The sequence below is a fragment of the Ornithinimicrobium humiphilum genome (assembly GCF_006716885.1).
Lineage (GTDB): Bacteria > Actinomycetota > Actinomycetes > Actinomycetales > Dermatophilaceae > Ornithinicoccus > Ornithinicoccus humiphilus.
Genome location: NZ_VFPU01000001.1, coordinates 775430 through 799627, shown reverse-complemented (window position 1 = coordinate 799627; position 24198 = coordinate 775430). Strand labels below are relative to the sequence as shown.

Sequence of the window (24198 nt, the reverse complement as noted above, 5' to 3'; positions counted from 1 at the left end):
CCGTCGCTCACAGCACCCCCGGCCCCGCCCGCGGGCCGGGGCCCACGGCATACCCCTCACTCCGCGAAGAGCTGCAGCTCGGTCGCGAACCTCCTCAGCACGCGCATCAGCTCGTCCAGGTCGGGGTCGCGGGCGATGACCATGCCGTCGGAGAGCAGGGTCGCGCGCCAGTCGCGGCGGGGCGCGCCGACCGGCAGCAGGTCGACGACGCAGACCTTGTCGCCCTCCTCGCGCAGCAGCCGGTCGAGGCCCTCGATGCGCGAGATGCGGCCCGAGCCCTGCGCGCGCTTGAAGATGCTGGCCGCGTTGTAGCGGTGCCCCAGGGGCGGCGCGGTGCCGGTCGTCACCGCGAGCGCCCACGTGACGAAGAGGTCGGCGTCGGTGGCGTAGTTCATGACGTCGACGGTGCGGGCCCCCGGCGGGCGGGCGCCGATCTCGCCGAAGACGACCTCGCCGTCGGCCATGCGGTACCACTCCATGTGGGTGAAGCCGGAGGTGTGGCCGAGCGCCCGGATGACCTGCCGACCCATCTCGATGCCGTCGGCCAGGTCGGGGTCGGTCTTGTCGCGCAGCGCGATCGTCATGGGGCTGACCCACTCGTGGCTGCGCTGCTCGAGGGGCCGCGGCTGGTACCAGCTGACGTTCTCGAAGAGGATGTCGCCGCCGCCGCAGACGGTGTCGTGCGTGAACTCCTCCCCCTCGACGAACTCCTCGACGCTGACACGCCGCACGTGGGCGAGCATCGGCTGCACCTCGGCCAGTCGCGTGGGGGTGTCGACGCGGTAGGTGTCGGCCGAGCCGGCGCCGTCGACGGGCTTGACGATGAGCGGGTAGCCGACGACCTCCGCCGCCTCCCAGACCTCGGCGACGGTCTCGGCACCGGCGTGCCGCGGGGTGCGGATGCCGGCCTCGTCGAGCACCTTCTTCATCACCTCCTTGTCGCGGAAGCGGGTGGCCTGCTCGACGGTCATGCCGGGCAGCCCGAGGTGCTCGCGGATGGTCGCGGCGAGCACGACGTAGGGCTCCCAGAGGCACTCGACCTGGTCGATCCGCACGTTGCGGGCCAGGCCGGTGAGCGCCTCGAGCACGCGGCGGGTGTCGGCCAGCGGCACGTGCTCGTAGTGCGCCAGGTGGTCGCGGGCCGTGGCGGGCATCGCGTCGACCGGCTGGTCGCCGATGCCGATCACGGTCGCGCCGGTGCGGGCGAGCGCGCGGGTGAAGAAGCCGATCTCCAGCGGGAAGCCGGGCGAGATCATCAGGACGTTGGTCATCGGCCCTACTCCGCCTCGACCAGCTCGACGCGGACGCGCGAGACGATGAGGTCGAGGGCCTCGCGGACCACGTCGGTGTCGCGGTGGCGGACGGTGATGAAGCCCTCCCCCTCGTAGGTCCCGGACGCCGGCGTGCCCGGCGGCGGGATGCGGGAGTCGACGACCATGTCCCCGAGCCGAGGGCCCACCTCGTCGAGCCCGTGGACCGCGCGGACCCGGCCCCGCCCCATACCCCGGAGGTATGCCGTGCCGCACGCGTAGGTGCGCTCGGGCCGGTCGAACTGCTCGAGGGTCATGAGCCGGGCGTAGAGGTCGAAGAAGTCGACGTCGTGGGCCAGGCCGATCATGCCGGCGAGCTGGGCGCCGGGCGGGCGGGCGCCGACCTCGGAGACGGCGACGGAGCCGTCGGGACGGGCGAACCACTCCATGTGCGAGATGCCGGTGCGCACGCCCAGCGCGGAGAGGGCTGCGGGGCCGATGCGGTGGATCTCGCGGTACTCCGGCCCGTCGATCGAGTGCGGCAGGATCACCTGCCACTGCATCCACGGGTTGCGCAGCACCTCCAAGGGCGGCGGGACGTAGTCGGCGATCGAGGAGAAGAGCGTGTCGCCGTTGATCGTCACCGCGTCGAAGGTGTGCTCGCGGCCGGTGAGGAACTCCTCCAGCAGCCACGCCTCCCCCGCGTCGCGCTGGGCCAGCTCGAGCCAGGCGTCGACGTCGGCGCGGGTGTCGAGGCGGAAGGTCGCCCTGGCCCCGGCACCGTCCGGCGGCTTCGCCACGACGGGCAGCCCGACGAGGTCGAGGAAGGCGAGCGCCTCCTCGGTGCGGTGGACCAGCTGGTGGCGTGCGCACGGCAGCCCGGCGGCGCGGAGCACGGTCTTCATCTGCGCCTTGTCGCGCACGTTGCGGGCGCTCTGCTCGTCCATGCCGGGTATGCCGAGCGCGTCCCGGACCTGCGCGAGCGGCACCTGCAGCTGCTCGAGGATGCCGACGAGGCGCTCGACCTCGCCGACCTGCGAGCGGAGCCCACGGACGGCGTCGGCGACCTGCTGCGGGTCGAGGCCGTCGGTGACCTGCCAGTGACCGGCGACCGCCTCCTTGAGCTCCGGGTCGAGCTGGTCCCAGGGCGTCGCGGTGATGACGGCGAGGCGGACCCCCGGCACGCGCGCCGCGGCCAGGACGAACCGGCGGGTGGCTTCCAGGAGGAACGGCGCGACGAAGGCGGCGGTGACCATGGCCGATCGTACCCAGGGGCCATGGTCACCGCACCCGGTCTCAGCTCGTGTGGTGCACCTCCGCGAGGTTGTAGACGGGCGTCTCCAGCCCCTCGAAGCGGGCCTTGAGCTGCAGCGCGAGATAGAGCGAGTAGTGGCGCGACTGGTGCAGGTTGCCGCCGTGGAACCACAGCGCCTCCTGCTGGGTGGGCTTCCACATGTTGCGCTGCTCGCCCTCCCACGGACCGGGGTCCTTGGTGGTGTCCGAGCCCAGGCCCCAGACCTTGCCGACCTTGTCGGCGACCTCCTGGCTGATGAGGTCGGCCGCCCAGCCGTTCATCGAGCCGTAGCCGGTGGCGTAGACGACCAGGTCGGCCGGGAGCTCGGTGCCGTCCTCGAGCACGACCGAGTCCTCGGTGAGGTGGTCGACCTGCCCGTGGACGAGCTTGACCTCCCCGTCCGCCACGAGCTCGGCGGCGCCCACGTCGATGTAGTAGCCCGACCCGCGGCGCAGGTACTTGAGGAACAGGCCCGACCCGTCGTCGCCCCAGTCGAGCCAGAAGCCGGCCTTCTCCATACGGTCGTAGAAGTCCTTGTCGCGCTCGCGCATCTGGTCGTAGAGCGGGATCTGGAACTCGTGGAGGATCCGGTAGGGCAGCGAGGCGAAGATCATGTCCGCCTTCTCCGTGGTGACGCCCGCCGCGACCGCCCGCTCGGAGTAGAGGTCGCCCAGGCCGATGTCCATGAGCGTCTCGCTCTTGACGATGTGCGTCGAGCTGCGCTGCACCATCGTCACGTCGGCGTCGTGCTCCCAGAGCGCGCCGCAGATGTCGAAGGCCGAGTTGTTGCTGCCGACGACCACGCAGCGCTTGCCGGCGTAGGCGTCCGGGCCGGGGTGGGCCGAGGAGTGGTGCTGGTCGCCGCGGAAGACGTCCTGGCCGGGCAGCACCGGGATGTTGGGCTTGCCGGACATCCCCGTGGCGAGCACGAGCTGCTTGGGGCGCAGCGTCAGCGGCTTGCCCTCGCGCTCGACCTGGACCACCCACTCGCCGGCGTCCTCGTGGTAGTCCGCGTGCGTGGCCAGCGTGCTGCCCCAGTAGGGCACCTCCATGACCTTCGTGTAGGACTCGAGCCAGTCGGCGATCTTGTCCTTGGGGGCGAAGACCGGCCAGTTGTCGGGGAACTTGAGGTAGGGCAGGTGGTCGTACCAGACCGGGTCGTGCAGGCAGAGCGACTTGTAGCGGCTGCGCCACTGGTCGCCCGGCCGCGGGTGCTTGTCGATGACGAGCGAGGGCACGCCGAGCTGGCGCAGCCGCGAGCCGAGCGCGATGCCGCCCTGGCCGCCGCCGATGACGAGCACGTAGGGCTGCTCGGCGCTCCCGAGGCTCTCGGCCTCGCGCTGCTTCTTCTCCAGCCAGGTCAGGCGGTCCTTCGAGGCACCGTGCTCGGCGCCCATCGGCCGGCGGGTGCCGCGCGGCTCCTCGTGGCCCTTGAGCTCCTGCAGGGAGGTGAGGAAGGTCCACGCCCCCTCGTCCTTGAGCCGCATCAGGCCCCACCCGCGGCCGACCGCCGTCTCGAACTCGAACCACGCGGTGACCACGCCGTCCTCCTCGGTCGGCGGCTCTGTGGTGCGGAAGCCCGAGGGGCGGGTGGAGTCGAGGGTGTGGCGCAGCAGGTCGGCGACGCCCTCGGGGTTCTCCACCGTGGTGATGTTCCAGGTGAAGGAGACCAGGTCGCGCCAGAACGAGGTGGGCGCGAACATCTCGCTCGCGCGCTCCACGTCACCGGCGGTCAGGGCCTCCTCGAAGGCGGCGAACCAGGCGTCCACCCGGGACTGCGGGTCGGTCGCCTCCGTCGTCGTGGGCAGGGTCTGGGTCATGGATGCTCCTCTCACGTCGTTGTGATCTGACGCACACTAGTCGGCGGCCGGGCGGCGCGACAGGGGTCGACGGGGGCGGGTGCGACACGGCAGAATGGGTCGGTTGGCGCGCGGTCGAGGTTGACGCGCCCTACGGTCGAGGGCGGACCAGGCCGCACGCGTGCGGCATACCCGGCGATCACCAGAGGACCGAGATGACCGAACCGTCCGCCCCTCCCTCCCCCGACGCACCCGGCGCCCCTGGGGCTCCTGACGCGAAGGCGCAGCGGGCCGCCAAGCTCGCGGTGACCGCCTTCCCGCTGCTGATCATCGGCGGGGCCGTGGCGGCGTATGTCGCGCCCGGCGCCTTCGACGGGTGGTCGGTGCACGTGACCACCGCGCTGATGGTCATCATGTTCGGGATGGGGCTGACCCTGACGCTGCCGAACTTCGCGCTGGTGGCGAAGAGGCCGCTCGTGGTCTTCGCGGGCGTGGCGATGCAGTACACCGTGATGCCGCTGCTCGCCCTCGGCATCGCGACCGTCCTCGACCTGCCGCCGGCGCTGGCTGCCGGACTGATCCTCGTGGGGTCCGTCCCGGGCGGCACCTCGTCGAACGTCGTCACCTACCTCGCCCGCGGGGACGTGGCCCTCTCGGTGACGATGACCGCGGTCTCGACGCTGCTGGCGCCGCTGCTGACGCCGTTCATCACGCTGTGGCTGGCGGGTCAGTACCTGCCGGTGCCGGTCGGCGACATGGCGATGTCGATCGTGAAGATCGTCGTCATCCCGATCGCGGCGGGTCTGATCCTGCGCGCGCTGCTGCCGCGCGTCGTGGACCGGCTGCTGCCGGTGCTGCCGTGGATCTCGGTGCTCGGCATCACCTTCGTCGTCATCGCGGTCGTCTCCGCCTCCAACGCCGTGCTCACCGCCGCGGGCCTGACCCTCGTGCTCGCGATCCTGCTCCACAACGGGCTCGGGTATGCCGTGGGCTACGCCCTGGCGACGCTGCTGCGGTATCCGGTGTCGTCGCGGCGGGCGGTCTCCGTCGAGGTGGGTATGCAGAACTCCGGCCTCGCCGCGGGGCTCGCCACCCAGTACTTCTCCCCCGAGGCCGCGCTGCCGGGCGCCTTCTTCTCGGTGTGGCACAACATCTCGGGAGGGCTGCTGGCGTCGTTCTGGGGCCGGCGGCCGGTGAAGGACGAGGAACGTGAGGTGGAGAGGGTCGAGCGCTAGGGGCTGGGTCGAGGGTTCTGCTCCCGATAGACGCACATGCCGCCGTCGCCCGGGTAGCGCCCGCCGCAGTCGTCGGCAACCGCCTGCTCCGGGCTCCCGTAGTCCGCCGCCCAGTAGAGGTCGTCGCACGCCTGCATGTCACCGCCCCGGCACGCGGTCGCGAGGGCAGCCAGGGCCGCTGCGTCCGCCTCGGCCTGGCGGCGTTCCTCTGCCTCGCGATCTCGCTCCTGCTGCTCCCACTCCGCCTGCAGCTCGCAGTTGCCGTAGGCACCTTCACCGACCCGGCCGCCACACGTCATGGCGAACGCCTCGTAGTCGGACCCGGGGGCCGAGCTCCACCACAGGTCGTCGCACGCACCCAGGTCGCCTGCGGCGCAGGCGTCGTAGAGGGCGTCGAGCGAGGCGTCGTCGCCGTAGGCCTGCGGTCCGAAGCTCCAGTCGTCGAAGTCCGGCGCCCAGTCATCGGGGAGGGTTCCGAAGGTGGGGTCGCAGTCGGCGTCGACCTCCTGAGGATCGTCCAGGATCTTGTCGACGCTGGCGCGGAGCGCGTCGGTGGTGAAGAGGAGTGGCACCATCTGCAGCTGGCTGGCCTCCTGGACCATGAGTGTGGCCACACCTGCCACCTCGCCGGTCCGCGTCAGCGCGGGACCCCCGGAGTTGCCACGGTCCAGGGCGCCGTCCCCCCGGATGGCCTCACGGGTGGACCCCGACCGCTGGAAGCTGATGATCGTCGAGGGCGTCACGGCGAAGTCCCCCCTCGGGGCGGGATACCCCAGGGAGACGACCTCCTGACCCTCGCGCAGGTCGTCGGTCTCGGCCCACGGCAGTGGGTCCGGCAGCCCGCCGTCGTCGACCCGGATGACGGCGACGTCCGGCTCCAGATGACCACCGATGACGGTTCCCGAGAGCCGGGTCCGCCCGTCCCTGCTGACCAGCTCCGGAGTCGGGTCATTGCTGACCACGTGCCAGTTGGTCACCAGGTGCTGGTTATCGAGCACCCACGCGGTTCCCGACGACTCGACCTGACAACCGGCGGTCTCGACCTTGAAGACGGAGTCCCCGTACTTCTGCGCCAGCTCGGCGTTGTCGAGCTCCTCCGGCTCTTGGGTCGGCTCGGGCTCGGGAGCCGAGGTCGTGGCGGCCACCGGGTCTGCCACCGCCAGCGGCTGGTCAGGAGTGTCGTCCATGCCCATGCCCATACCGACGAAGAGACCGACACCGCCGACGATCGCGGCCAGCAGGACCCCGACCAGGACGAGACCGATCGAGCGCAGACCGTTGGACGAGGGCCTCGCGCCAACGTCTTCGCCGCCGTCGTGCTCCGAGTGGAACACCGCCATCCCTGGCACCCCTTCTGCTGCAGCCCACGCCACCCGATGAGCCCCTCGTCCAAGAATATCGCCGCCCCGACGCGGCCACGTCCGCCGATCCTGACCAGCTCGGCGTGCCTGTGCAGGTCTGTCGGTGTTCGAACATATGATCGAGGTATGCAGCAGCCGTTGGGGACGGTGCGGCCGCCGAGGGGGACGGAGTCGGCGGCCGGTCACTCCTGGCTGCTGGCCGAGCTTCCCGCGGACGTGCGGCGTCCGGAGCTGGTGCAGGACGACCTGGTGGTCGAGTCGTTGGGGTGGATCTCCCGGGCGGTGTCGGATCTGGAGCGGTCCCGGTTGGTGATGGCCACGGAGGCGGTGGACCGGGGGTTGCACCTTGCCGGGGGGTTCTCGGTGGTGGACTGGCTGGCGCTGCGGTGTCCGGACCTGGAGCGGCGGGCGTTGATGGACCTGGCGCGGTTGGCGCAGGCGGGTCGTGAGCCGGTGCACGCGCCGTTGATCGAACGCGTCAAGTCCGGTGACATGAGCTTGGCGCGGGCGGCGAGGTTGCACCGCGCGTTGCAGCGGGTGCGGCCGGGCATGCCTCCGGAGGAGTACGCCGCGGCGGTCGAGCTGCTCGCCAAGGCCGGGTCCGACCCGGTGTTCGACGAGAAGGACATCTCCCGGATCGTGGACCGGCTCGTCGCGCAGTGCGTGGACGAGCGGGACCACGAGGCGAAGGCCCGCAAGAAGCACGCGATGCGGGGCATCTACGAGTCGAGCCTGGCCGACGGGTCGGTGAAGCGGTGGATCATCACCTTCGGTGACGACGCCGACTACGAAGCTGCGAAGGCGATCATCGACTCCCCGCTGGCGGCGCCGGCGTCGAAGGAGGAGCAGGACGCCACGGGCGAGCTGGACCTGCGGACGGCGACCCAGCGCAGGTACGACGCGTTCCTGACCGTGCTCCGCCGTGGTGTCGCCGGGACCGAGGGGCAGCCGACCACGCCGAAGGCGATGCTGATGGTGACGTTGGACTTCGAGACGCTCAAGCGGCAGCTGTCCGAGTCCGGTGGCCACCTGCCCGGCGTCGGGTCGACCCTGGCGGGGACCCCGTTGCGGGCCGAGGCGATCCGCAAGCTGGCCTGTGAGGCCGACATCATCCCCGTCGTCCTGGGTGGACCGTCGGAGATCCTCGACCAGGGCCGCCGCAGGCGCCTCGTCACACCAGCCCAGCGCGTCAGGTTGGCCGCGCGTGACCGGGGGTGCACCATTCCGGGGTGCACCGTGCCCGCGACCTGGTGCGACGCCCACCACGTCGTTCCGTGGGCGATGGGTGGCCGATCAGACCTCAGCAACTACGCCCTGCTGTGTCCGAGGCACCACACGTTCGTGCACGACCGCAACCTGACGGCGACCGTGACCGATCTCGGTGTTCGGTGGCATCTGAGATGACCCCGCCCCGAGCCCGGCCCCACACCGGCCGGGCGATGAGGCATGCGCGAGTGGCAGAGTGAAACCGTGATCCTCCCGCCCGTCCGCGACCCGCGCATGATCACCATCCGGCGCGGCGGCACGCTCACGGACGAGCACCACTCGCTTCTCGCGCTGTGGGCGGCCGACTGCGCGGAGCACGTGCTGCACCTGTTCGAGCAGGAGGTCCCCGGCGATTCCCGGCCGCGCGAAGCGGTCGAGGCGGCCCGGGCCTGGGCCCGAGGCGAGCTGCCCATGACGCGGGCCCGCGCGCTCGGCGGTCACGCGATGGGAGCCGCGCGACACCTGCGGGGAGCACCGCGCTTCGCCGCCTACGCCGCCGGCCAGGCCGCCTGCGTCGGCCACGTCGCGGAGCACGACCTTGGCGCCGCGGCCTACGCGATCCGCGCCGTCCAGGCCGTCGCCGCGAATGAGGAGGCCGACCGCCTCGCAGAGCGTGACTGGCAGCGCGCTCAGCTCCCCGACCCGGTGCGCGCGCTCGTCCTCGACGACCAGCTCCGCCGCGACGAGCTCTGCTGGTCGGTCTTCCGAGACTGACGCGCCGCAAACGACCGATTCCTGACTCAAAACTCTAACGATACGTCAAGGAGCAGGAATATTCCTGCCGAAATGCGTACAGGTTTCTCCCAGATACGTATTTGGGCCTCCATCCGTGCAATGGTGGAAGTCCCCCAGACCGAGGAGGTCTGAAATTGTCAGAAAATCCAGTTCCCGTCGCTTCCCTCTGGGAGTGGCAGTTCGACGGCCTGTGCCGTACCACCAACCCCGACACCTTCTTCCATCCCGAGGGCGAGCGCGGTCCGTCGCGCCGTCACCGCGACGAGCGAGCCGTCGCCATCTGCCAGCAGTGCCCCGTCATCCAGCAGTGCCGCGAGCACGCGCTGACCGTCCGTGAGCCCTACGGGGTCTGGGGCGGGATGACCGAGGAGGACCGCGAGGCGTTCTACCGCGAGCAGGACACCGGCCAGCTGGCCTGATCCGCTCCCGCACCCGTGACGCCGGATCTCCCGGCGCCCCGAAACTTCGTTTTCCGCTTACCAGCCCCGCCAGCGCGGTCGGACCTTCTCCACGAAGGCGCGCACCCCGCCGCGGAAGTCCTCGCTGCCGTAGACCCGGGAGATCATCTCCTCCTCGGGCTGCGGCAGCGGGACCCCTCCGGTGGCGCGCAGCATGCCCCGCGAGGCCCACAGGGTCAGCGGCGCGTGCGCGGCCAGCCGGTCGACCACGTCGGCCACCAGCTGATCGAACCCGCCCTCGGGCGCCACCTCCTGGACGAAGCCCAGCTCGTGCATCCGGGAGGCGGGCAGCAGCCTGCCCAGCAGCAGCAGCTCTCCGGCCGTGCCGCGGCCCATGAGCCGCACCAACCGGTCGACGTTGGCCTGCGACAGGCAGTTGCCCAGGGTGCGCGCGATCGGCACCCCGAAGACCGCCGAGGCGTCGGCCACCCGCAGGTCGCACGCGGCCGCGAGCGCCAGCCCGCCGCCGACGCACGCGCCCTCGACCGCCGCCACGGTGACGGCGTCCACGGATGCCAGCGTCGAGACGATCTCCTCGACGCGCGCCTCGTAGGCGACCCCGTCGGACCCGTCCTCGAACTCGAGGAACTGGCTGATGTCCGTCCCGGCGACGAACGCCCCTCCCGAGCCCCGCAGCAGCAGCACGCGCAGGCCCTCGTCGGCATTCACCTGCTGGCAGGCGCGCACGAGCCCGTCGTACATCTCCCAGGTCATCGCGTTGCGCGCCTCGGGCCGCGTCAGGGTCACGGTGAGCACCGGCCCGTCCACGGAGGTGGTCAGCTGCGCCATCAGGCTCCTTCGCCGTCGCGGGACGTGGTGGCCTCGGGTATGCCGTCGGGAGGCGAGTCTTCCGTGGCCTCCGCCCGCACGCTCTCGCGTCCGGGCAGCCCCAGTGTGCCGAGCACGCGCTCGGTGTCGGCACCCAGGTCGGGGCCGGGGTTGTCGCGGCGGGTCCGCAGCCGGCGGAAGTTCACCGGGCTGCCCAGCTGGCGCTGCGGCCCGAGCTCGTCGGACTCCGCGTCCCAGAAGAACTCCCGCTCCCGCAGGTGCTCGGAGTCGAAGACCTCGGCCAGCTCGGCGACGGGCGCGCAGGGCACCCCGGCCTCCTCGAGCAGGTCGAGCAGCTCCTGCGACCCCAGGGCACGGGTATGCCGTTCCAGGGCGGGGATGAGCTCGTCCCGGTGGTCGAAGCGCGTCTGGGAGGTCGCGTAGCGCTCGTCGGCCAGCAGGTCCTCCGCCCCGAGCACCCGGCACAGCGCCTCCCAGGTGGCGGGCGTGATCGCTCCGAAGGTGACGTAGCCGTCCCGGGTCGGCATGGCCTGGTAGGGCGCCTGCGACTGGTGCGCCGACCCGTGCCGTCCACCGGCGCGAGCGCCCCCGAAGTGCTTGCCCGCCTCCCACACCGCCAGGGACACCGCCGACTCGTAGAGCGAGACGTCGAGCACGTCACCGCGACCGGTCCGGTCGCGGTCGCGCAGCGCGGCCAGGATGCCGATCGTGCAGTAGAGCCCTGCCGAGAGGTCGGCGACCGGGATCCCGAGCTTGACCGGATCCCCGTCGGGCTCCCCGGTGATGCTCATCAGTCCCGACCGGGCCTGCGCCATGATGTCGAGCCCGGGCTGCGGAGCCAGCGGTCCCGTCTGCCCCCACCCGGAGGCGGAGCAGTAGATCAGCCGCGGGTTGCGCGCCAGCAGGTCATCGGGCCCGAGGCCCGCGCGCACGAGCGCGCCGGGGCGCAGGTTCTCGAGGAAGACGTCAGCGACGCCCACCAGGGCGAGCAGCGCCTCCCGGCCCTCGGGCGACTTGAAGTCGAGCGCCACCGACTCCTTGTTGCGGTTGAGCCGCAGGAAGGGCGAGGACCGCCCCTGCACCATCGGACCGACCTGACGTGTCGGGTCGGGCCGGTCCGGGGACTCCACCTTGATCACCCGCGCGCCGAGGTCGGCGAGCTGCATGGCGGCGAAGGGCGCTGCCATGAACACGCCGACCTCGACGACGGTGATGCCCTCGAGGGGTGCCGTCATCGCTCAGCCCCACCCCGGCACGACGAAGATCAGCCAGGTCACGATCGGCGCGATGATCACCATCGAGAAGCCCCAGATCATGAGCTGCTTGAAGACCCGGTCGCGCTCCTCCTCGGGGGCGTTGGCGACGACCAGGGCGCCCGACGTGGAGAACGGGCTCGAGTCGACGACCGAGGAGGAGATCGCCAGCGCGATGACCATCCCGATCGGGCCGACCTCGCCCGCGAGCAGGAAGGGCACGGCGAGCGGGATGAGCGCGCCGAGGATGCCGGTGGTCGAGGCGAAGGCCGAGACGACCGCGCCGATGAAGCAGATGACGATCGCGGCGACGAGCGGCGTGCCGAAGTTGGCGACCGCGTTGCCCAGCCAGTCGATCGTGCCCATGCGCTGCATGAGCTCGACGTAGGTGACGATGCCGGTGATCAGCAGCACGGTCGGCCAGGCGATCTTGGAGACCGCGCCCTTGTTGATCTTGGGGTTCACCAGCGAGATGACGACCGCGACGATGATCGAGGTGAAGCCGACGTCCCAGCCGAAGCCGAGCACCATGACCGACAGGAAGAGGATGCCGCCCAGCGTGACGATGCGCGGCAGGTCGAGGGACTCGTCCGGGGTGTCGTCCTTGTCGGAGTCGACCGGGGTGGTCTGCACCGCGACGTTGGTCGCGCGGCCAGAGCGGTCGCGCTGGCGCGGGCCGTCCGCGACGCCCCCGCCGGCAGGAGCGGCACCAGGACCGCCGGCACCGGCTCCGACGCCACCAGCCTCCGGGGCGTCCTCGACCGAGTCGACGCTCTCCCCCGTGCGGCTGTCGACCAGGCCCTCACCACGGTCGACCTTGCCGAGCAGGTTGCGGCCGCCGAAGAGCACGAAGCAGACGATGCCGAGCACGATGTTGAAGACCAACGACGCAGTGAAGAGCAGCAGCGGGCTGCCCGGCAGGTCGTTGCGGGCGACCACGCCGTTGGTGATGCTGCCGAAGATGCTCAGCGGCGAGAAGCCACCGGCCGTCGCGCCGTTGATGACCATGAGGCCCATGAGGAGCGGCTTGATGCCGTAGCGGCGGGCGAACGCCATACCCATCGGGGCGATGATCGCCACCGCCGCCGGCACGACCGCGCCGACCGCCGTGATGACCGCGGTGACGAAGAAGAACACCCACGGGATGAGCGCGACGCGGCCGCCGACCGACTTCACGGCCATGTGGACCAACCAGTCCACGGTGCCGTTGTCCTTGGCCAGCGCGAAGAGGTAGGTGACGCCGACCAGGATGAGGAAGAGGTCGGCGGGGAAGCCGCCGAGGATCGCGTCCCCGTCCTCCCCGGCGACGTAGGTGCCGATGAAGAACGCCGCCACGAGGGCGAGCGCTCCCATGTGCACGGGCCAGATCGTCGCGATAAGAAAGACCACGACGAGGCCGAGGATCGAGATGACCTCGGGAGACATGGATGCTCCTTTTGCCAGGGAATTCGGGGACACGCAGATGAACCGACAGGTGTTCCATCATGCGGAATACCTTTTTCAGTACGTGGTATACGCTGCAAGCCTGGCGAGTGCCCGTCAAGGGCCCTGTCAAAACTTTGCCGAATCTAGACAGAGAGGCTTCCTCCGCACATGGGACGTCATTTCCTCCAGATCCCTGGCCCCTCCCCGGAGCCCGACGCGGTGCTGCGCGCCATCTCGGCCACGACCATCGACCACCGCGGCCCGGAGTTCCAGCAGCTCGGCTCGCGCCTGCTCGAGGCGATCAAGCCGGTCTTCGGCACGACCAACCCGGTGATCATCTACAGCTCCTCGGGCACCGGTGCCTGGGAGGGCGCGCTGACCAACACCCTCTCCGTCGGTGACCGGGTGCTCTTCTACGAGACCGGGCACTTCGCCAGCCTCTGGATCGAGATGGCCACCCGCCTGGGCCTGCGCCCCGACGTGATCGGCTCCGACTGGCGGCACGGCGTCGACGCCGAGGCGATTGGCCAGCGGCTCGCCGAGGACACCGCGCACGAGATCAAGGCGGTCTGCTGCGTGCACAACGAGACCTCGACCGGCGTGACCAGCGACATCCGCGCCGTCCGCGAGGCGATCGACGCCGCCGGCCACCCGGCACTCCTGATGGTCGACACCATCTCCGGCCTCGCCTCGGCCGACTACCGCCACGACGAGTGGGGCGTCGACGTCACCGTCTCGGGCTCCCAGAAGGGGCTCATGCTGCCCCCGGGCCTGGGCTTCAACGCGGTGAGCGACAAGGCCGTCGAGGCCTCGAAGAACGGGGGTATGCCGCGCTCCTACTGGGACTGGGCGCCCATCCTCGAGGCCAACTCCCGCGGCTTCTGGCCCACGACGCCCTCGACCAACCTGCTCTTCGGCCTCGAGGTCGCGCTGCAGATGCTCGAGGAGGAGGGCATGGAGGCCGTCTTCGCCCGCCACCAGCGCCACGCCGCCGCCACCCGGGCCGCCGTCCGCGCCTGGGGCCTGGAGATCCTCTGCCTCGACGAGCGCTACTACTCGCCCGTCCTCACCGCGGTCGTCATGCCCGAGGGCCACGACGCCGACGCCTTCCGCAAGGTCGTCCTCGACCGCTTCGACATGTCCCTCGGCTCCGGCCTGGGACGGCTCGCGGGCACGGTCTTCCGCATCGGCCACCTCGGCTGGATCAACGACCTGACGCTCATGGGCACGCTCGCCGGCGTCCAGATGGGCCTGCACCTGTCCGGCGTCCCCGTCGCCGGCGACGGCGTCGCGGCCGCGATGGCGGTGCTGGAGGAGGAGGCCCGCGCATGACGACCACCGCTCCCCCGCCCGCCGCCCCCGGCACCACCGACGTCTCCGACCTCGAGCGCGAGCTGCGCGAGGCCGTCGAGGGCGAGGTCGGCTTCGACGACTACACCCGCCACCTGTTCTCGCGCGACGCGAGCATGTACACGCTGATGCCCGTCGCGGTCGTCTACCCCCGCAGCACGGCCGACGTCGCCGCCGCGGTGCGGATCGCGGCGCGGCACGGCATACCCGTCACGGCGCGGGGCGCCGGCACCTCGCTGGCCGGGCAGACCACCGGCGAGGGCCTGATCCTCGACCTGTCCCGCCACATGCGGCAGATCCGCAGCCTCGACCCCGAGGGGCGGGTCGCCGTGGTGCAGCCCGGCGTCGTCCAGGACGACCTCAACCGCGCCGCCGCGCAGCACGGGCTGATGTTCGGGCCCGACACCTCCACCTCCAACCGCGCCACGATCGGCGGGATGATCGGCAACAACTCCGCCGGCTCGGGGTCGCTGCGCTACGGCATGACGATCGACCACGTGCGCTCGCTCGAGGTCGTGCTGGCCGACGGCACCGTCACCCGGCTGGGGCCGCTGACCGAGGAGGAGCGCTCCACGCGGGCGCAGGAGCCGGGCCTCGCCGGCGCGATCCACCGCGGCCTGCCCGAGATCGTCGAGGCGCACCGCGAGGCGGTCGAGGAGGGCTTCCCGCCGTTCTGGCGGCGCGCGTGCGGCTACCGGCTCGACCGGATCGCCCGGGCGGGCGAGGACGAGCCCTTCGACCTGGCCAAGTTCGTCGTCGGCAACGAGGGCACCCTCGTCATCGTCACCGAGGCCGAGGTCGACCTCGTGCCGAAGCCGCGGCACACCGTCTTCGCCGTCGGGCACTTCACCAGCCCGCAGAAGGCGATCGAGGCGACGACGGACGCGCTCGCGCTCGACCCCGCGCAGGTCGAGCTCATGGACCGCACGATCCTCGACCTCTCGCGCAGCAAGATCGAGTACGCCGGTCTCGGGCAGGTGCTCGTCGGCGACCCCGACGCGCTGCTCTTCGTCTCCTTCACCGGCGACGACCTCGACGAGCTGACCGCCAAGGTCGAGCAGGTCGCGCAGGTGTGGGAGGAGCACGGGCACGGCTACGCCACGCTGCGGCTGCTCACCCCCGCCGACCAGAAGGACCTTCTGAAGGTCCGCAAGTCCAGCCTCGGCCTGCTCATGGCCGCCAGCCAGGGCACCAGCCGGCCGCTGGCGTTCGTCGAGGACACCGCGGTGCCGCCGGAGGTGCTGGCCGACTACACCACCCGCTTCAAGGAGATCCTCGACGAGGAGGGGATGACCGCCGGCTTCTACGGGCACGCGTCCGTCGGCTGCCTGCACATCCGGCCGTTCGTCGACCTGGCCGATCCCGAGGGTGTCGCCAAGATGCGCCGCGTCGCGGTGCGGGTCAAGGACCTCGTGCGGGAGTTCGGCGGGGTCAACTCCTCCGAGCACGGCGACGGCCTGGCCCGCAGCGAGTTCAACCGCGAGATCTTCGGCGACGACCTCTACGAGGCGATGCGCGAGGTCAAGGCCCTCTTCGACCCGGCCGGCACGCTCAACCCCGGCAAGATCGTCGACGCGCCGCCGATGACCGAGAACCTGCGCGACGCCCAGCTGCCGCCGGCCCCCGAGCTGCGCACCCGTCTCGACTTCTCCGTGACCGGGGGTATGCGGGGTGCCGCGGACCGGTGCATGAACATCGGGCTCTGCCGCAAGACCGAGGTCGGCGCGATGTGCCCGTCCTACATGGCCACCTTCCAGGAGCAGGACTCCACCCGCGGGCGGGCCAACGCCCTGGTCAAGGCGCTCTCGGAGGCCGACCCCAAGGCCGCGCTCGGCGACGAGCGGCTGCACGAGGTGCTCGATCTCTGCCTGATGTGCAAGGCCTGCAAGTCGGAGTGCCCGCTCGGCGTCGACATGGCCAAGCTCAAGAGCGAGACCCTCTCCCACCACCACGACCTGCACGGCGTGCCCGCGCGGTCGCGGGTGTTCGGGCGGATCCGCAGCCTCAACGCGCTCGGCTCGCGGATGGCCGCGGTGGCCAACCGCGCCGGCCGGGTCGGGCCCGGTCGCAAGGCCATGGAGAAGGCGCTGGGTATCGCGGCGGAGCGCCCGCTGCCGACCTTCCACGCGATGAACCTCGTCCGGTGGTTCGGGAGGCGGTCCACCTCCGCCCCGGCCACGCCGACCGGGACGGTGCGCTTCCTGGCCGACTCGTTCACCTCGTTCACCGAGCCCCACATCGGGCGGGCCGCGATCGAGCTGCTCGAGCGGGCCGGCTGGGAGGTCGACCTCGTCAGCTCCGGCTGCTGCGGCCGCTCGGCCCTCTCCAAGGGCCTGGTCGACGAGGCCAAGGCCCGCGCGGCCGACCTCGTCGCGACGCTGGCCGACGGCCCGGCGGACGCCCCGGTCGTGGGCTGCGAGCCGTCGTGCCTGTTCACGCTGCGCGACGAGACGCTCTCGATGCTTCCGGGCGACGAGAACGCCGCGTCGGTCGCCGGCCGGGTGCGCCAGGTCGAGGAGCTGCTCGGCGAGGCGATCGAGTCCGGCGCGCTGGAGCTGGCTCCCGACTCCTGGCTCGCCGGGCGCCGGATCCTCTACCACGGCCACTGCCACCAGAAGGCCGAGGTCGGGACCGCCGCGACGCTGGCGCTGCTGCGCCGGATCCCCGGTGCGGAGGTCGTCGAGGTCGACGCCGGCTGCTGCGGCATGGCCGGCTCGTTCGGCTACGAGGCCGAGCACTACGAGATCTCGATGCAGATCGGCGAGGACCGGCTCTTCCCAGCGGTGCGCGCCGAGGACGAGCGGACCGTCATCTGCGCCACCGGCACCTCCTGCCGCGAGCAGATCTTCCACGGCACCGAGCGCAACGCCTGGCACCCCGTCGAGCTCGTCCGGGAGGCGCTGGTCCCCGGCGGCGACCGGTCGGCCGACCGCGGGCCCGCCGACGAGCGGATGCGCTGACCCGCCGGTCGAGCCGACCCGGCGGGTCCGACCTGACCGGGCTGACCTGGCACCGACCCACACCGACGCACCTGACCCGCACCACCGCATACCGACCCGAGGAGCTCCCCATGACCCTGGACCTGGACACCGCCCGCCGCCTGATCGCCGGCACCCGCAGCGCCGCCCACGAGCGCGGCCTCAAGCCGCTCACCGTCGTCGTGCTCGACGCCGGCGGGCACGTCGTCGCCGCCGAGCGCGAGGACGGCTCGTCGGCGAAGCGTTTCGAGATCGCCCACGGCAAGGCGTACGGCGCCGTGTCGATGGGCCTCGGCTCGCGTGCCCTGATGGACCGCGCCGAGCAGCAGCCCTACTTCATCGCCGCCGTCACCTCCGCGGTCGGCGGCTCGCTCGTGCCCGTGCCCGGCGGCGTGCTCGTGCGGGACGGCGACGGGACCCTGCTCGGCGCCGTCGGTGTCACCGGCGACACCTCCGACAACGACGAGGCGGCCGCGGTCGCCGGCATCGGGGCCGCCGGCCTGACCGCGCAGCCCGCCGCCTGAGGACGGGGTCGGCGAGGTGGGCGAGCTGGTGCTGCTCCTCCTCGTCGGCGTCCTCTCGGGCGTCACCACGGTGCTCTTCGGCTTCGGCGGTGGCTTCGTCACCGTGCCCGTGGTGATCTGGGCCAACGCGGCCCTCGGCACCGACGCGCCGACGGTGGCCGTGGCGACCTCCTCGGTCGTCATGGTCGCCTCGGCCGCGGTCGCCGCCGCGGCCACCCGGCGCGACGTGCTCGCCCGGCTCGGCCGCAGCGGGAGCCTGCTCGTCCTGCTCGGCGTCGGCGGCGCGGTCGGGGCGCTGGCCGCCCGCACCGCACCGGGGCAGCTCATCACCTGGGCGTTCATCACCTACCTGACGATCACGATCGGCGACGTGGTGGTGCGCAAGGGCTTCGTGCGGCCGGTCCGCACCGCCCCCGAGCAGACCGAGGGCTCGGCGCTCCCCCGCTGGCTGGGGCTGCCGATCGGGGCGCTCGCCTCCTTCCTCGGCGTCGGCGGCAGCATGATGACCGTCCCGCTGCTGCGCCGCTCCGGCCTGGGCATGCACTCCGTCGCCGCCCTGGCCAACCCGCTCACGCTGGCGATCAGCCTCCCGGCCACGGTCGTCTTCCTGCTCGGCAACCCCGTCGGCACCGCCGGGTCGACGACCACCCTGCTCGGCGCCGTCGACGTGCGCTCGGCCGCCCTGCTGCTCGCCGGCGGGTTGCCGGCCGTGGTGATCCTGCGCCGCCGCCCGCCACGGATCGGCGACCGCGTGCACGCCGTCGGCTACATCGGGCTGCTCCTCGTCGTGCTGGCCACGATGGTCGTCTCCACCCTCCGCTGACCGGTCCGACGTGACCCGCGGTCGCCGCGACGCCGAGCGCCCTGGCTACCCTGCAGGCGTGAGCACCGAGGGACTGCGACGCGCGCTGGAGCTCATGGAGGCCGCGGGGGTGAGCCGGCCGGCACGCGAGGCCTTCGCGCTGCACTACCGCGAGCTAGAGAGCGGCGCGACCGGCCTCGTCCGCGAGGACACCATCGCGCCCCTCGACGACCCCGTGCTGCTGGCGGACGTCGAGGCCACCCCCGACGAGGAGGCCGAGGCGCTCTCGGCCACCGCGGTCCTCAAGCTCAACGGCGGGCTCGGCACCTCGATGGGCCTCGCCGGCCCCAAGTCGCTGCTCCCGGTCCGCGGCGAGCTGACCTTCCTCGACCTCACCGTCCGCCAGGTGCTCGCCGCCCGCGAGCGGACGGGGGCGCCGCTGCCGCTGGTCCTGCTCGACTCGTTCAGCACCCGCGACGCCACCCTCGCGCACCTGCGGCGCCATCCCGACCTGCCGGTGCACGGCATACCGCTGGACGTCCTGCAGAGCCAGGAGCCCAAGCTGCGCGCCGACGACCTCACCCCCGTGTCGTGGCCGGCGGACCCGCGGCTGGAGTGGTGCCCGCCTGGCCACGGCGACCTCTACCCGACGCTGCTGTCGACCGGGCTGCTGGCCACCCTGCTGGAGGCCGGCTACCGGCACCTCTTCGTCTCCAACATCGACAACCTCGGGGCGGTGCCCGACGGGCGCGTGGCGGCGTGGTTCGCGCGCAGCGGCGCCGGCTACGCCGCCGAGGTGTGCCCGCGCACGCCGATGGACCGCAAGGGCGGCCACCTCGCGCGGCGTCGCTCCGACGGTCGCCTCGTGCTGCGCGACACCGCACAGACCGCGCCCGAGGAGATGCACCACTTCACCGACGAGACGCGCCACCCCTGGGTGCACTGCAACAACCTGTGGTTCGACCTCGAGCGGCTGCGCGGGGTGCTCGTCGAGCACGACGGCGTGCTGCCGCTGCCGCTGATCCGCAACGCCAAGACCGTCGACCCGGTCGATCCCACCTCGCCGCCCGTCGTCCAGGTCGAGACCGCGATGGGCGGGGCGATCGAGCTCTTCGACGACGCGGTGGCCCTCGGCGTGACGCGGGAACGCTTCCGGCCGGTGAAGACCACCAACGAGCTGGTCCTGCTGCGCTCCGACGTCTACCGGCTCGACGACGACTCCCGCCTCGTGCAGGAGCCGACCGTGGCGCCCGTCGTGACGCTCGCCAAGCAGCACTACGGGGCGGTCGCCGACCTCGACGCCCGGATGCCCCACGGGACGCCGTCGCTGCGCGGGGCGCGCACGTTCACCGTCGAGGGCGACTGGTCCTTCGGGTATGACGTCACCGTCCACGGCGAGGTCACGCTCGGTCCCGAGGGTGGCCGGGTGCCCGACGGGGCGGTCCTCGGAGAGGCCTGAGGGCCGCCCTGCGCTCAGCCGTGGACGGGCCCCGCGGGGCCGCCCGCCCGCTCCAGCACGAGGAACGCCGGCTCCCCCATGCCCGCCGCGGCGAAGTCGTCCCGGACCGTCCGGACGGTGACGTCCAGCGCCTCCCGGCGCACCAGTGCGATCGCCGAGCCGCCGAAGCCGCCGCCCGTCATCCGGGCCCCCAGGGCACCCGCCCGCAGCGCGGCCGTCACCGCGGTGTCGAGCTCGGGGCAGGACACCTCGTAGTCGTCGCGCAACGAGTCGTGGGACGCGCAGAACAGCCGGCCGACCTCCTCGAGGTCCCCGGCGCGCAGGGCGTCGGCGCACCGCCGGACCCGCTCGATCTCGGTGACCACGTGACGCACCCGCCGGCGCACCCGTTCCTCCTCCAGCCGGCCGAGAGCCTCGTCCAGCCCGGTCGGGTCGACCTCCCGGAGGCTGGCGACACCGAGCAGCCGGGCGGCCTCCTCGCAGTCGCGGCGGCGCGCGCCGTACTGCCCGTCCACCAGCGCGTGCGGGGCGCGGGTGTCGATGACGAGCAGGTCGAGCCCGTGCTGCTCCAGCTCCAGCGGGACGTGCTCGACCGACCCGTCGCGGCAGTCGAGCAGGAGCGCGTGACCCTCGCGCGCCCGGAGGCTGATCGCCTGGTCCATCCCGCCGGTGGGGGCGTCGGCGATCTCGTTCTCGGCGCGGCGGCAGGCGTCGGCGAGCACCGCCCGGCCGGCGTCGTCGGCGAGCAGCCCGAGCCCGAAGACGCCGTCGGCAGCGGCCGCGACGCTCGCCTCGAGGGCCGCGGAGCTGGACAGCCCGGCCCCGAGCGGGACGTCGGAGGTGAGGACGAGGTCGAGCCCGCCGACCGGCATACCCGCCTCGCGCAGGGCCCACAGCACCCCGGCGACGTAGGCTGCCCACCCCTGCGGATGTCCCGGACGCACCTCCGCGAGGTCGACCTCGACGACCTCGCCGGGGACCTCGAGGGAGGCGACACGCAGCCGCCCGTCGTCGCGCGCCGCGGCCGCGACGACCGTCCGCCGGTCCAGCGCCACCGGCAGGCACAGCCCGTCGTTGTAGTCGGTGTGCTCGCCGATGAGGTTGACCCGACCGGGTGCCTGCCAGCGCCCCTGCGGGTCGTGCCCGAAGAGCGATCGGAAGGTCGAGGAGGGCTCCACGGGCGCCATGGCGGGAAGTCTAGAGTCGGACCACCGCGCGTTCCCCAGGAGGCACCATGAGCATCCACGGCACCGTCGTCGACCTGCGGGCCGGCGCCTACGAGGCCTCGGTCGGGCAGGTCGGCGCCACGCTGCTGACCCTCACCCACGGCGGCCGTCGCCTCGTCGACCCGGTGCCCGAGGACGCGCTGGACGACTCCTGGCGGGGCCGCACCCTCGTCCCGTGGCCCAACCGCGTGGCGGGCGGTCGGTATGCCGTGGCCGGCGCGACCTACGAGCTGCCGGTCAACGAGCACGCGACCGGCGCCGCGCTGCACGGGCTCGCGGCCTTCCAGCGGTGGGAGCTCGTGACCAGCACGACGAGCGCGGCCACGTTCGCGCTCGACCTGCCGGCCTCCTACGGCTATCCCTTCTCGATCGCGTGCCGGGTCGCCTACGAGCTCGACGCGGACGCGGGGCTGGGCATCACCGTCGAGGGCACCAACGTGGGCGAGCAGGCGGCACCCTTCGGGGCCTCGACGCACCCCTACGTCACCTGCGACGGCAGCCCGCTCGACGAGTGCACGCTCACCCTGCCCGCCCGCTCGGTCCTGCTCACCGACGGGCGGAGCACCCCGACCGAGCTCGTCCCGGTCAGCGAGGCGGACCTCGACCTCACCGACGCGCGCCCCCTCGAGGGCGTGTCGATCGACCACGCGTTCACCGACCTGCCCGGGGCCTGGGCCGTCGAGCTCACGCACCCGACCGCGCCCGGGGTGCGCGTGGAGAGCGGGGCGCCGTGGGTGCAGCTCTACACGGCCGAGCGCATCGGGCGCCGGGCGGCCGCGGTGGAGCCGATGACCTGCCCGCCCGACGCGTTCAACCGCGACCCCGAGGGTGTGCTGCTCCAGCCCGGCGAGAGCCGGAGCCTGGCGCTGCGGATCAGCGCCCTGCGGGGCTGAGACCTACGCCGGTCCGCGCCGCACCGGGAAGTCCCGGTGCAGCCGCTCGACCAGCTCGACCACGGCCACGGCGTCCCGCGGGTCGACCGGTGGCGGCGCCCCCTCGAGCACCGCTCGCACGACCCCCCGGTAGAAGTCGGCGTAGCGGCCCGGCTCCAGCGTCACCGGCCGTTCCTGCCCCGCGACGCCAGCCACCGCGGCACCCTCGTCGTGGCGCTCGCCGAAGCCCGGGTCGTCCGGCCGCGCGCCGTCCTTGAGCGCCGCCTCCTGCGAATCCAGACCCCAGGACAGGAAGCCGCCCTCGGACCCCACGACCTGGAAGCGCGGCCCGGGCAGCGGGGTCAGCGTGCTCATCCGCAGGTGCGAGACGGCACCACCGACGTGGTGCAGGACCACGAGGCTGTCGTCGTCGGCGCCCTCGCCCGGGCGGTGCCGCACGAGCTCGGCGGAGGCGTCCGCGACCGGCCCGAGCAGCTGGACGGCCTGGTCGACCAGATGGACGCCGAGGTCGTAGAGGACGCCCGCGCCGGTGTCGGCCCCGGCCTGCTTCCAGGCCTTCGCCTCGACCGGCTTCCACGTCTCGAAGCGAGACTCGAAGCGCCGCACGGTGCCCAGCGCACCCCCGTCGACGAGCCGGCGGAGGGTGCGGAAGTCACCGTCCCAGCGGCGGTTCTGGAAGACCGTGAGGACGAGACCACGCTCCTCCGCGAGCGCGACGAGCGCCGCCGCCTCCTCGGCCCGCACCGTCATCGGCTTGTCCACGACGACGTGCAGCCCGGCCTCCAGCGCCGCGGCCACCTGCTCGGCGTGCCGCTCCGGCGGGGTCGAGACGACGACGAGGTCGAGCTCGCCGGCGTGCTCGGCCAGGGCCGTCGCCAGGTCCGGCACCACCCGCGCCCCGGGGTGCTCGGCCGTCGCCGATGCCGCTCGTCCGGGGTCGGAGGTGACGATCACGTCGAGGCTCAGGTCGGGGTCGGCGGCGAGGAAGGGCGCGTGGAAGTAGCGGCCGCCCGAGCCGTAGCCGACGAGGGCGGTGCGGACGGTCACCGGACCGCCTGCTTTCCCCGGGTATGCCGTGCGTCCGCCTTCTCGACCGTGGGCGGCGCCGTGCTGCTCCGGACGACGATCTGCGGAGGCACGAGCACCTGCGGCTCGACCTTCTGCCCCTCCACCATCCGCACCAGCTGCCGGACGCCGACCTCGCCGGCCCGGCGGAACTCCTGCTCGACGGTGGTCAGGGCGGGGAAGAACCACTCGCTCTCGGGGGTGTTGTCGTAGCCGACCACGCTGAGGCCCTGCGGCACGCCGACGCCCTCCTTGCTCATGGCCGAGAGCAGCCCGAGCGCCATCTGGTCGTTGGCGACGAAGACGGCGGTCACCCCGGCCTCGCGCAGGGCGGCCCAGGCCGCGTGCCCGGACCTCGCCGACCAGTCCCCGGAGGTGGTCACCACCGGCTCGAGGCCGGCGTCGGCGAGCGCCGCCTCGAAGCCCACCGTCCGCAGCCGGGCCTCGGACCAGTCCGACGGGCCGGCCACGTGGCCGATCCGGGTGTGCCCCAAGCCGAGCAGGTGCTCGGCAGCGAGCGCGCCGCCGCGCTCGTTGTCGCTGGCCACCAGCGGGCGACCGGGCAGCCGGGCCTCCAGCGCCAGGACGGGCAGCTCGCGCGGGAGCACGGAGTCGACGAGCTCGGCCTGCTCGTCGGTCGGCGCGACGACCACCAGCCCCTCGACGTCGCGCTGCAGCAGGTCGTCGAGCAGCGAGCGCGCCTGGTCCATCCCCAGCCCCGCCAGCGAGACGGTGTGGGGCGTGTAGCCGCGCGCCCGCGCCGCCGCCTCGACCGCGCGGATGGTCGACGTCGGGCCGAAGTAGGCCCCCACGAAGGTCACCACCCCGACGACCCGGCTGCGGCGGGCGGCCAGGCTGCGGGCCGAGGCACTGGGCCGGTAGCCCAGCGCCACCATCGCCGCCCGCACCCGTTCGGCGGTCGCCGGCGCGACGTTGGGCGCGCCGTTGATGACCCGGGAGACGGTCTGGTGGGAGACGCCGGCCTCGCGCGCCACGTCATACATCGTGGGGCGTCGCCTCGTTGCTCCCATGGTGG

General features: G+C 72.6%; 20 protein-coding genes. 10 read left to right on the top strand and 10 right to left on the bottom strand.

Annotation, left to right across the window (positions count from 1 at the left end; translation table 11 throughout):
* Positions 1–56: 56 nt before the first annotated feature.
* From FB476_RS03630 to FB476_RS03620, 3 genes are read right to left on the bottom strand one after another with little or no spacing between them, the layout of a single operon-like run.
* Complete coding sequence (locus FB476_RS03630) at positions 57–1271, bottom strand: ATP-grasp domain-containing protein (protein WP_141817574.1); 1215 nt, start codon at positions 1269–1271, stop codon at positions 57–59.
* A 5-nt stretch (positions 1272–1276) separates the two neighbouring features.
* Positions 1277–2506, bottom strand: a complete 1230-nt coding sequence (locus FB476_RS03625; protein WP_141817573.1) for an ATP-grasp domain-containing protein — start codon at positions 2504–2506, stop codon at positions 1277–1279.
* 40 nt (positions 2507–2546) lie between these two features.
* Positions 2547–4364: a flavin-containing monooxygenase gene (locus FB476_RS03620; protein WP_141817572.1), complete on the bottom strand. Its 1818-nt coding sequence runs from the start codon at positions 4362–4364 to the stop codon at positions 2547–2549.
* Positions 4365–4558: 194 nt separating this feature from the next.
* On the opposite strand from FB476_RS03620, the gene FB476_RS03615 reads away from it, so the two are divergent.
* Positions 4559–5578 carry a bile acid:sodium symporter family protein gene (locus FB476_RS03615; protein ID WP_141817571.1) on the top strand — a complete coding sequence of 340 codons (1020 nt, stop codon included), beginning with the start codon at positions 4559–4561 and terminating at the stop codon, positions 5576–5578.
* Here the strand turns inward: FB476_RS03615 and FB476_RS03610 are convergent.
* Complete coding sequence (locus FB476_RS03610) at positions 5575–6918, bottom strand: S1C family serine protease (protein WP_141817570.1); 1344 nt, start codon at positions 6916–6918, stop codon at positions 5575–5577. The genes FB476_RS03615 and FB476_RS03610 overlap by 4 nt on opposite strands.
* Before the next feature lie 147 nt (positions 6919–7065).
* On the opposite strand from FB476_RS03610, the gene FB476_RS17095 reads away from it, so the two are divergent.
* From FB476_RS17095 to FB476_RS03595, 3 genes are all read left to right on the top strand, one after another.
* A complete protein-coding gene (locus FB476_RS17095; RefSeq protein WP_272949388.1) occupies positions 7066–8343 on the top strand; it encodes an HNH endonuclease signature motif containing protein in 1278 nt (425 codons plus the stop codon).
* Between the two features lie 66 nt (positions 8344–8409).
* Positions 8410–8919 carry a putative immunity protein gene (locus FB476_RS03600; protein ID WP_141817568.1) on the top strand — a complete coding sequence of 170 codons (510 nt, stop codon included), beginning with the start codon at positions 8410–8412 and terminating at the stop codon, positions 8917–8919.
* 155 nt (positions 8920–9074) lie between these two features.
* Positions 9075–9359: a WhiB family transcriptional regulator gene (locus FB476_RS03595; RefSeq protein ID WP_420359348.1), complete on the top strand. Its 285-nt coding sequence runs from the start codon at positions 9075–9077 to the stop codon at positions 9357–9359.
* Between the two features lie 57 nt (positions 9360–9416).
* On the opposite strand, the gene FB476_RS03590 is transcribed toward FB476_RS03595, so the two are convergent.
* From FB476_RS03590 to FB476_RS03580, 3 genes are read right to left on the bottom strand one after another with little or no spacing between them, the layout of a single operon-like run.
* Positions 9417–10187, bottom strand: a complete 771-nt coding sequence (locus tag FB476_RS03590; RefSeq protein WP_202876886.1) for an enoyl-CoA hydratase — start codon at positions 10185–10187, stop codon at positions 9417–9419.
* Positions 10187–11422 (bottom strand): CaiB/BaiF CoA transferase family protein, encoded by a 1236-nt coding sequence (locus tag FB476_RS03585; protein ID WP_141817567.1) that lies wholly within the window; start codon positions 11420–11422, stop codon positions 10187–10189. The genes FB476_RS03590 and FB476_RS03585 overlap by 1 nt, the downstream gene beginning before the upstream one ends.
* 3 nt (positions 11423–11425) lie before the next feature.
* Complete coding sequence (locus FB476_RS03580; RefSeq protein ID WP_141817566.1) at positions 11426–12865, bottom strand: SLC13 family permease; 1440 nt, start codon at positions 12863–12865, stop codon at positions 11426–11428.
* Between the two features lie 168 nt (positions 12866–13033).
* On the opposite strand from FB476_RS03580, the gene FB476_RS03575 reads away from it, so the two are divergent.
* The 5 genes from FB476_RS03575 (at position 13034) to FB476_RS03555 (ending at position 19978) form a co-directional block, all read left to right on the top strand.
* Positions 13034–14197 carry a pyridoxal-phosphate-dependent aminotransferase family protein gene (locus tag FB476_RS03575; protein ID WP_141817565.1) on the top strand — a complete coding sequence of 388 codons (1164 nt, stop codon included), beginning with the start codon at positions 13034–13036 and terminating at the stop codon, positions 14195–14197.
* Positions 14194–17175: an FAD-binding and (Fe-S)-binding domain-containing protein gene (locus FB476_RS03570; RefSeq protein WP_141817564.1), complete on the top strand. Its 2982-nt coding sequence runs from the start codon at positions 14194–14196 to the stop codon at positions 17173–17175. Before FB476_RS03575 ends, FB476_RS03570 begins: the two co-directional genes overlap by 4 nt.
* 110 nt (positions 17176–17285) lie before the next feature.
* Positions 17286–17717, top strand: coding sequence for a GlcG/HbpS family heme-binding protein (locus FB476_RS03565; protein WP_141817563.1), 432 nt, complete (start codon positions 17286–17288; stop codon positions 17715–17717).
* Positions 17718–17733: 16 nt separating this feature from the next.
* Positions 17734–18540 (top strand): sulfite exporter TauE/SafE family protein, encoded by an 807-nt coding sequence (locus tag FB476_RS03560; protein WP_238329533.1) that lies wholly within the window; start codon positions 17734–17736, stop codon positions 18538–18540.
* Between the two features lie 58 nt (positions 18541–18598).
* Positions 18599–19978: a UTP--glucose-1-phosphate uridylyltransferase gene (locus FB476_RS03555; protein WP_238329532.1), complete on the top strand. Its 1380-nt coding sequence runs from the start codon at positions 18599–18601 to the stop codon at positions 19976–19978.
* 14 nt (positions 19979–19992) lie between these two features.
* On the opposite strand, the gene galK is transcribed toward FB476_RS03555, so the two are convergent.
* Entirely contained in the window at positions 19993–21165 is a 1173-nt protein-coding gene (gene galK / locus FB476_RS03550) for a galactokinase (RefSeq protein ID WP_141817562.1), read from the bottom strand.
* 47 nt (positions 21166–21212) lie between these two features.
* On the opposite strand from galK, the gene FB476_RS03545 reads away from it, so the two are divergent.
* Complete coding sequence (locus FB476_RS03545; RefSeq protein ID WP_141817561.1) at positions 21213–22097, top strand: aldose-1-epimerase; 885 nt, start codon at positions 21213–21215, stop codon at positions 22095–22097.
* A 3-nt stretch (positions 22098–22100) separates the two neighbouring features.
* On the opposite strand, the gene FB476_RS03540 is transcribed toward FB476_RS03545, so the two are convergent.
* Positions 22101–23144 (bottom strand): Gfo/Idh/MocA family protein, encoded by a 1044-nt coding sequence (locus FB476_RS03540; protein WP_141817560.1) that lies wholly within the window; start codon positions 23142–23144, stop codon positions 22101–22103.
* Positions 23141–24193 carry a LacI family DNA-binding transcriptional regulator gene (locus FB476_RS03535; RefSeq protein ID WP_170233511.1) on the bottom strand — a complete coding sequence of 351 codons (1053 nt, stop codon included), beginning with the start codon at positions 24191–24193 and terminating at the stop codon, positions 23141–23143. Before FB476_RS03535 ends, FB476_RS03540 begins: the two co-directional genes overlap by 4 nt.
* Positions 24194–24198 lie beyond the last annotated feature (5 nt).

Excerpts from the sequence above, each read along its gene's own strand:
- FB476_RS17095 (WP_272949388.1), top strand. The coding sequence starts at position 7,066 with ATGCAGCAGCCGTTGGGGACGGTGCGGCCGCCGAGGGGGACGGAGTCG.
- FB476_RS03545 (WP_141817561.1), top strand. The coding sequence starts at position 21,213 with ATGAGCATCCACGGCACCGTCGTCGACCTGCGGGCCGGCGCCTACGAG.
- FB476_RS03565 (WP_141817563.1), top strand. The coding sequence starts at position 17,286 with ATGACCCTGGACCTGGACACCGCCCGCCGCCTGATCGCCGGCACCCGC.
- FB476_RS03535 (WP_170233511.1), bottom strand. The coding sequence starts at position 24,193 with ATGGGAGCAACGAGGCGACGCCCCACGATGTATGACGTGGCGCGCGAG.
- FB476_RS03575 (WP_141817565.1), top strand. The coding sequence starts at position 13,034 with ATGGGACGTCATTTCCTCCAGATCCCTGGCCCCTCCCCGGAGCCCGAC.
- FB476_RS03610 (WP_141817570.1), bottom strand. The coding sequence starts at position 6,918 with ATGGCGGTGTTCCACTCGGAGCACGACGGCGGCGAAGACGTTGGCGCG.
- FB476_RS03580 (WP_141817566.1), bottom strand. The coding sequence starts at position 12,865 with ATGTCTCCCGAGGTCATCTCGATCCTCGGCCTCGTCGTGGTCTTTCTT.
- galK (WP_141817562.1), bottom strand. The coding sequence starts at position 21,165 with ATGGCGCCCGTGGAGCCCTCCTCGACCTTCCGATCGCTCTTCGGGCAC.
- FB476_RS03630 (WP_141817574.1), bottom strand. The coding sequence starts at position 1,271 with ATGACCAACGTCCTGATGATCTCGCCCGGCTTCCCGCTGGAGATCGGC.
- FB476_RS03590 (WP_202876886.1), bottom strand. The coding sequence starts at position 10,187 with ATGGCGCAGCTGACCACCTCCGTGGACGGGCCGGTGCTCACCGTGACC.
- FB476_RS03625 (WP_141817573.1), bottom strand. The coding sequence starts at position 2,506 with ATGGTCACCGCCGCCTTCGTCGCGCCGTTCCTCCTGGAAGCCACCCGC.
- FB476_RS03620 (WP_141817572.1), bottom strand. The coding sequence starts at position 4,364 with ATGACCCAGACCCTGCCCACGACGACGGAGGCGACCGACCCGCAGTCC.
- FB476_RS03615 (WP_141817571.1), top strand. The coding sequence starts at position 4,559 with ATGACCGAACCGTCCGCCCCTCCCTCCCCCGACGCACCCGGCGCCCCT.
- FB476_RS03570 (WP_141817564.1), top strand. The coding sequence starts at position 14,194 with ATGACGACCACCGCTCCCCCGCCCGCCGCCCCCGGCACCACCGACGTC.
- FB476_RS03585 (WP_141817567.1), bottom strand. The coding sequence starts at position 11,422 with ATGACGGCACCCCTCGAGGGCATCACCGTCGTCGAGGTCGGCGTGTTC.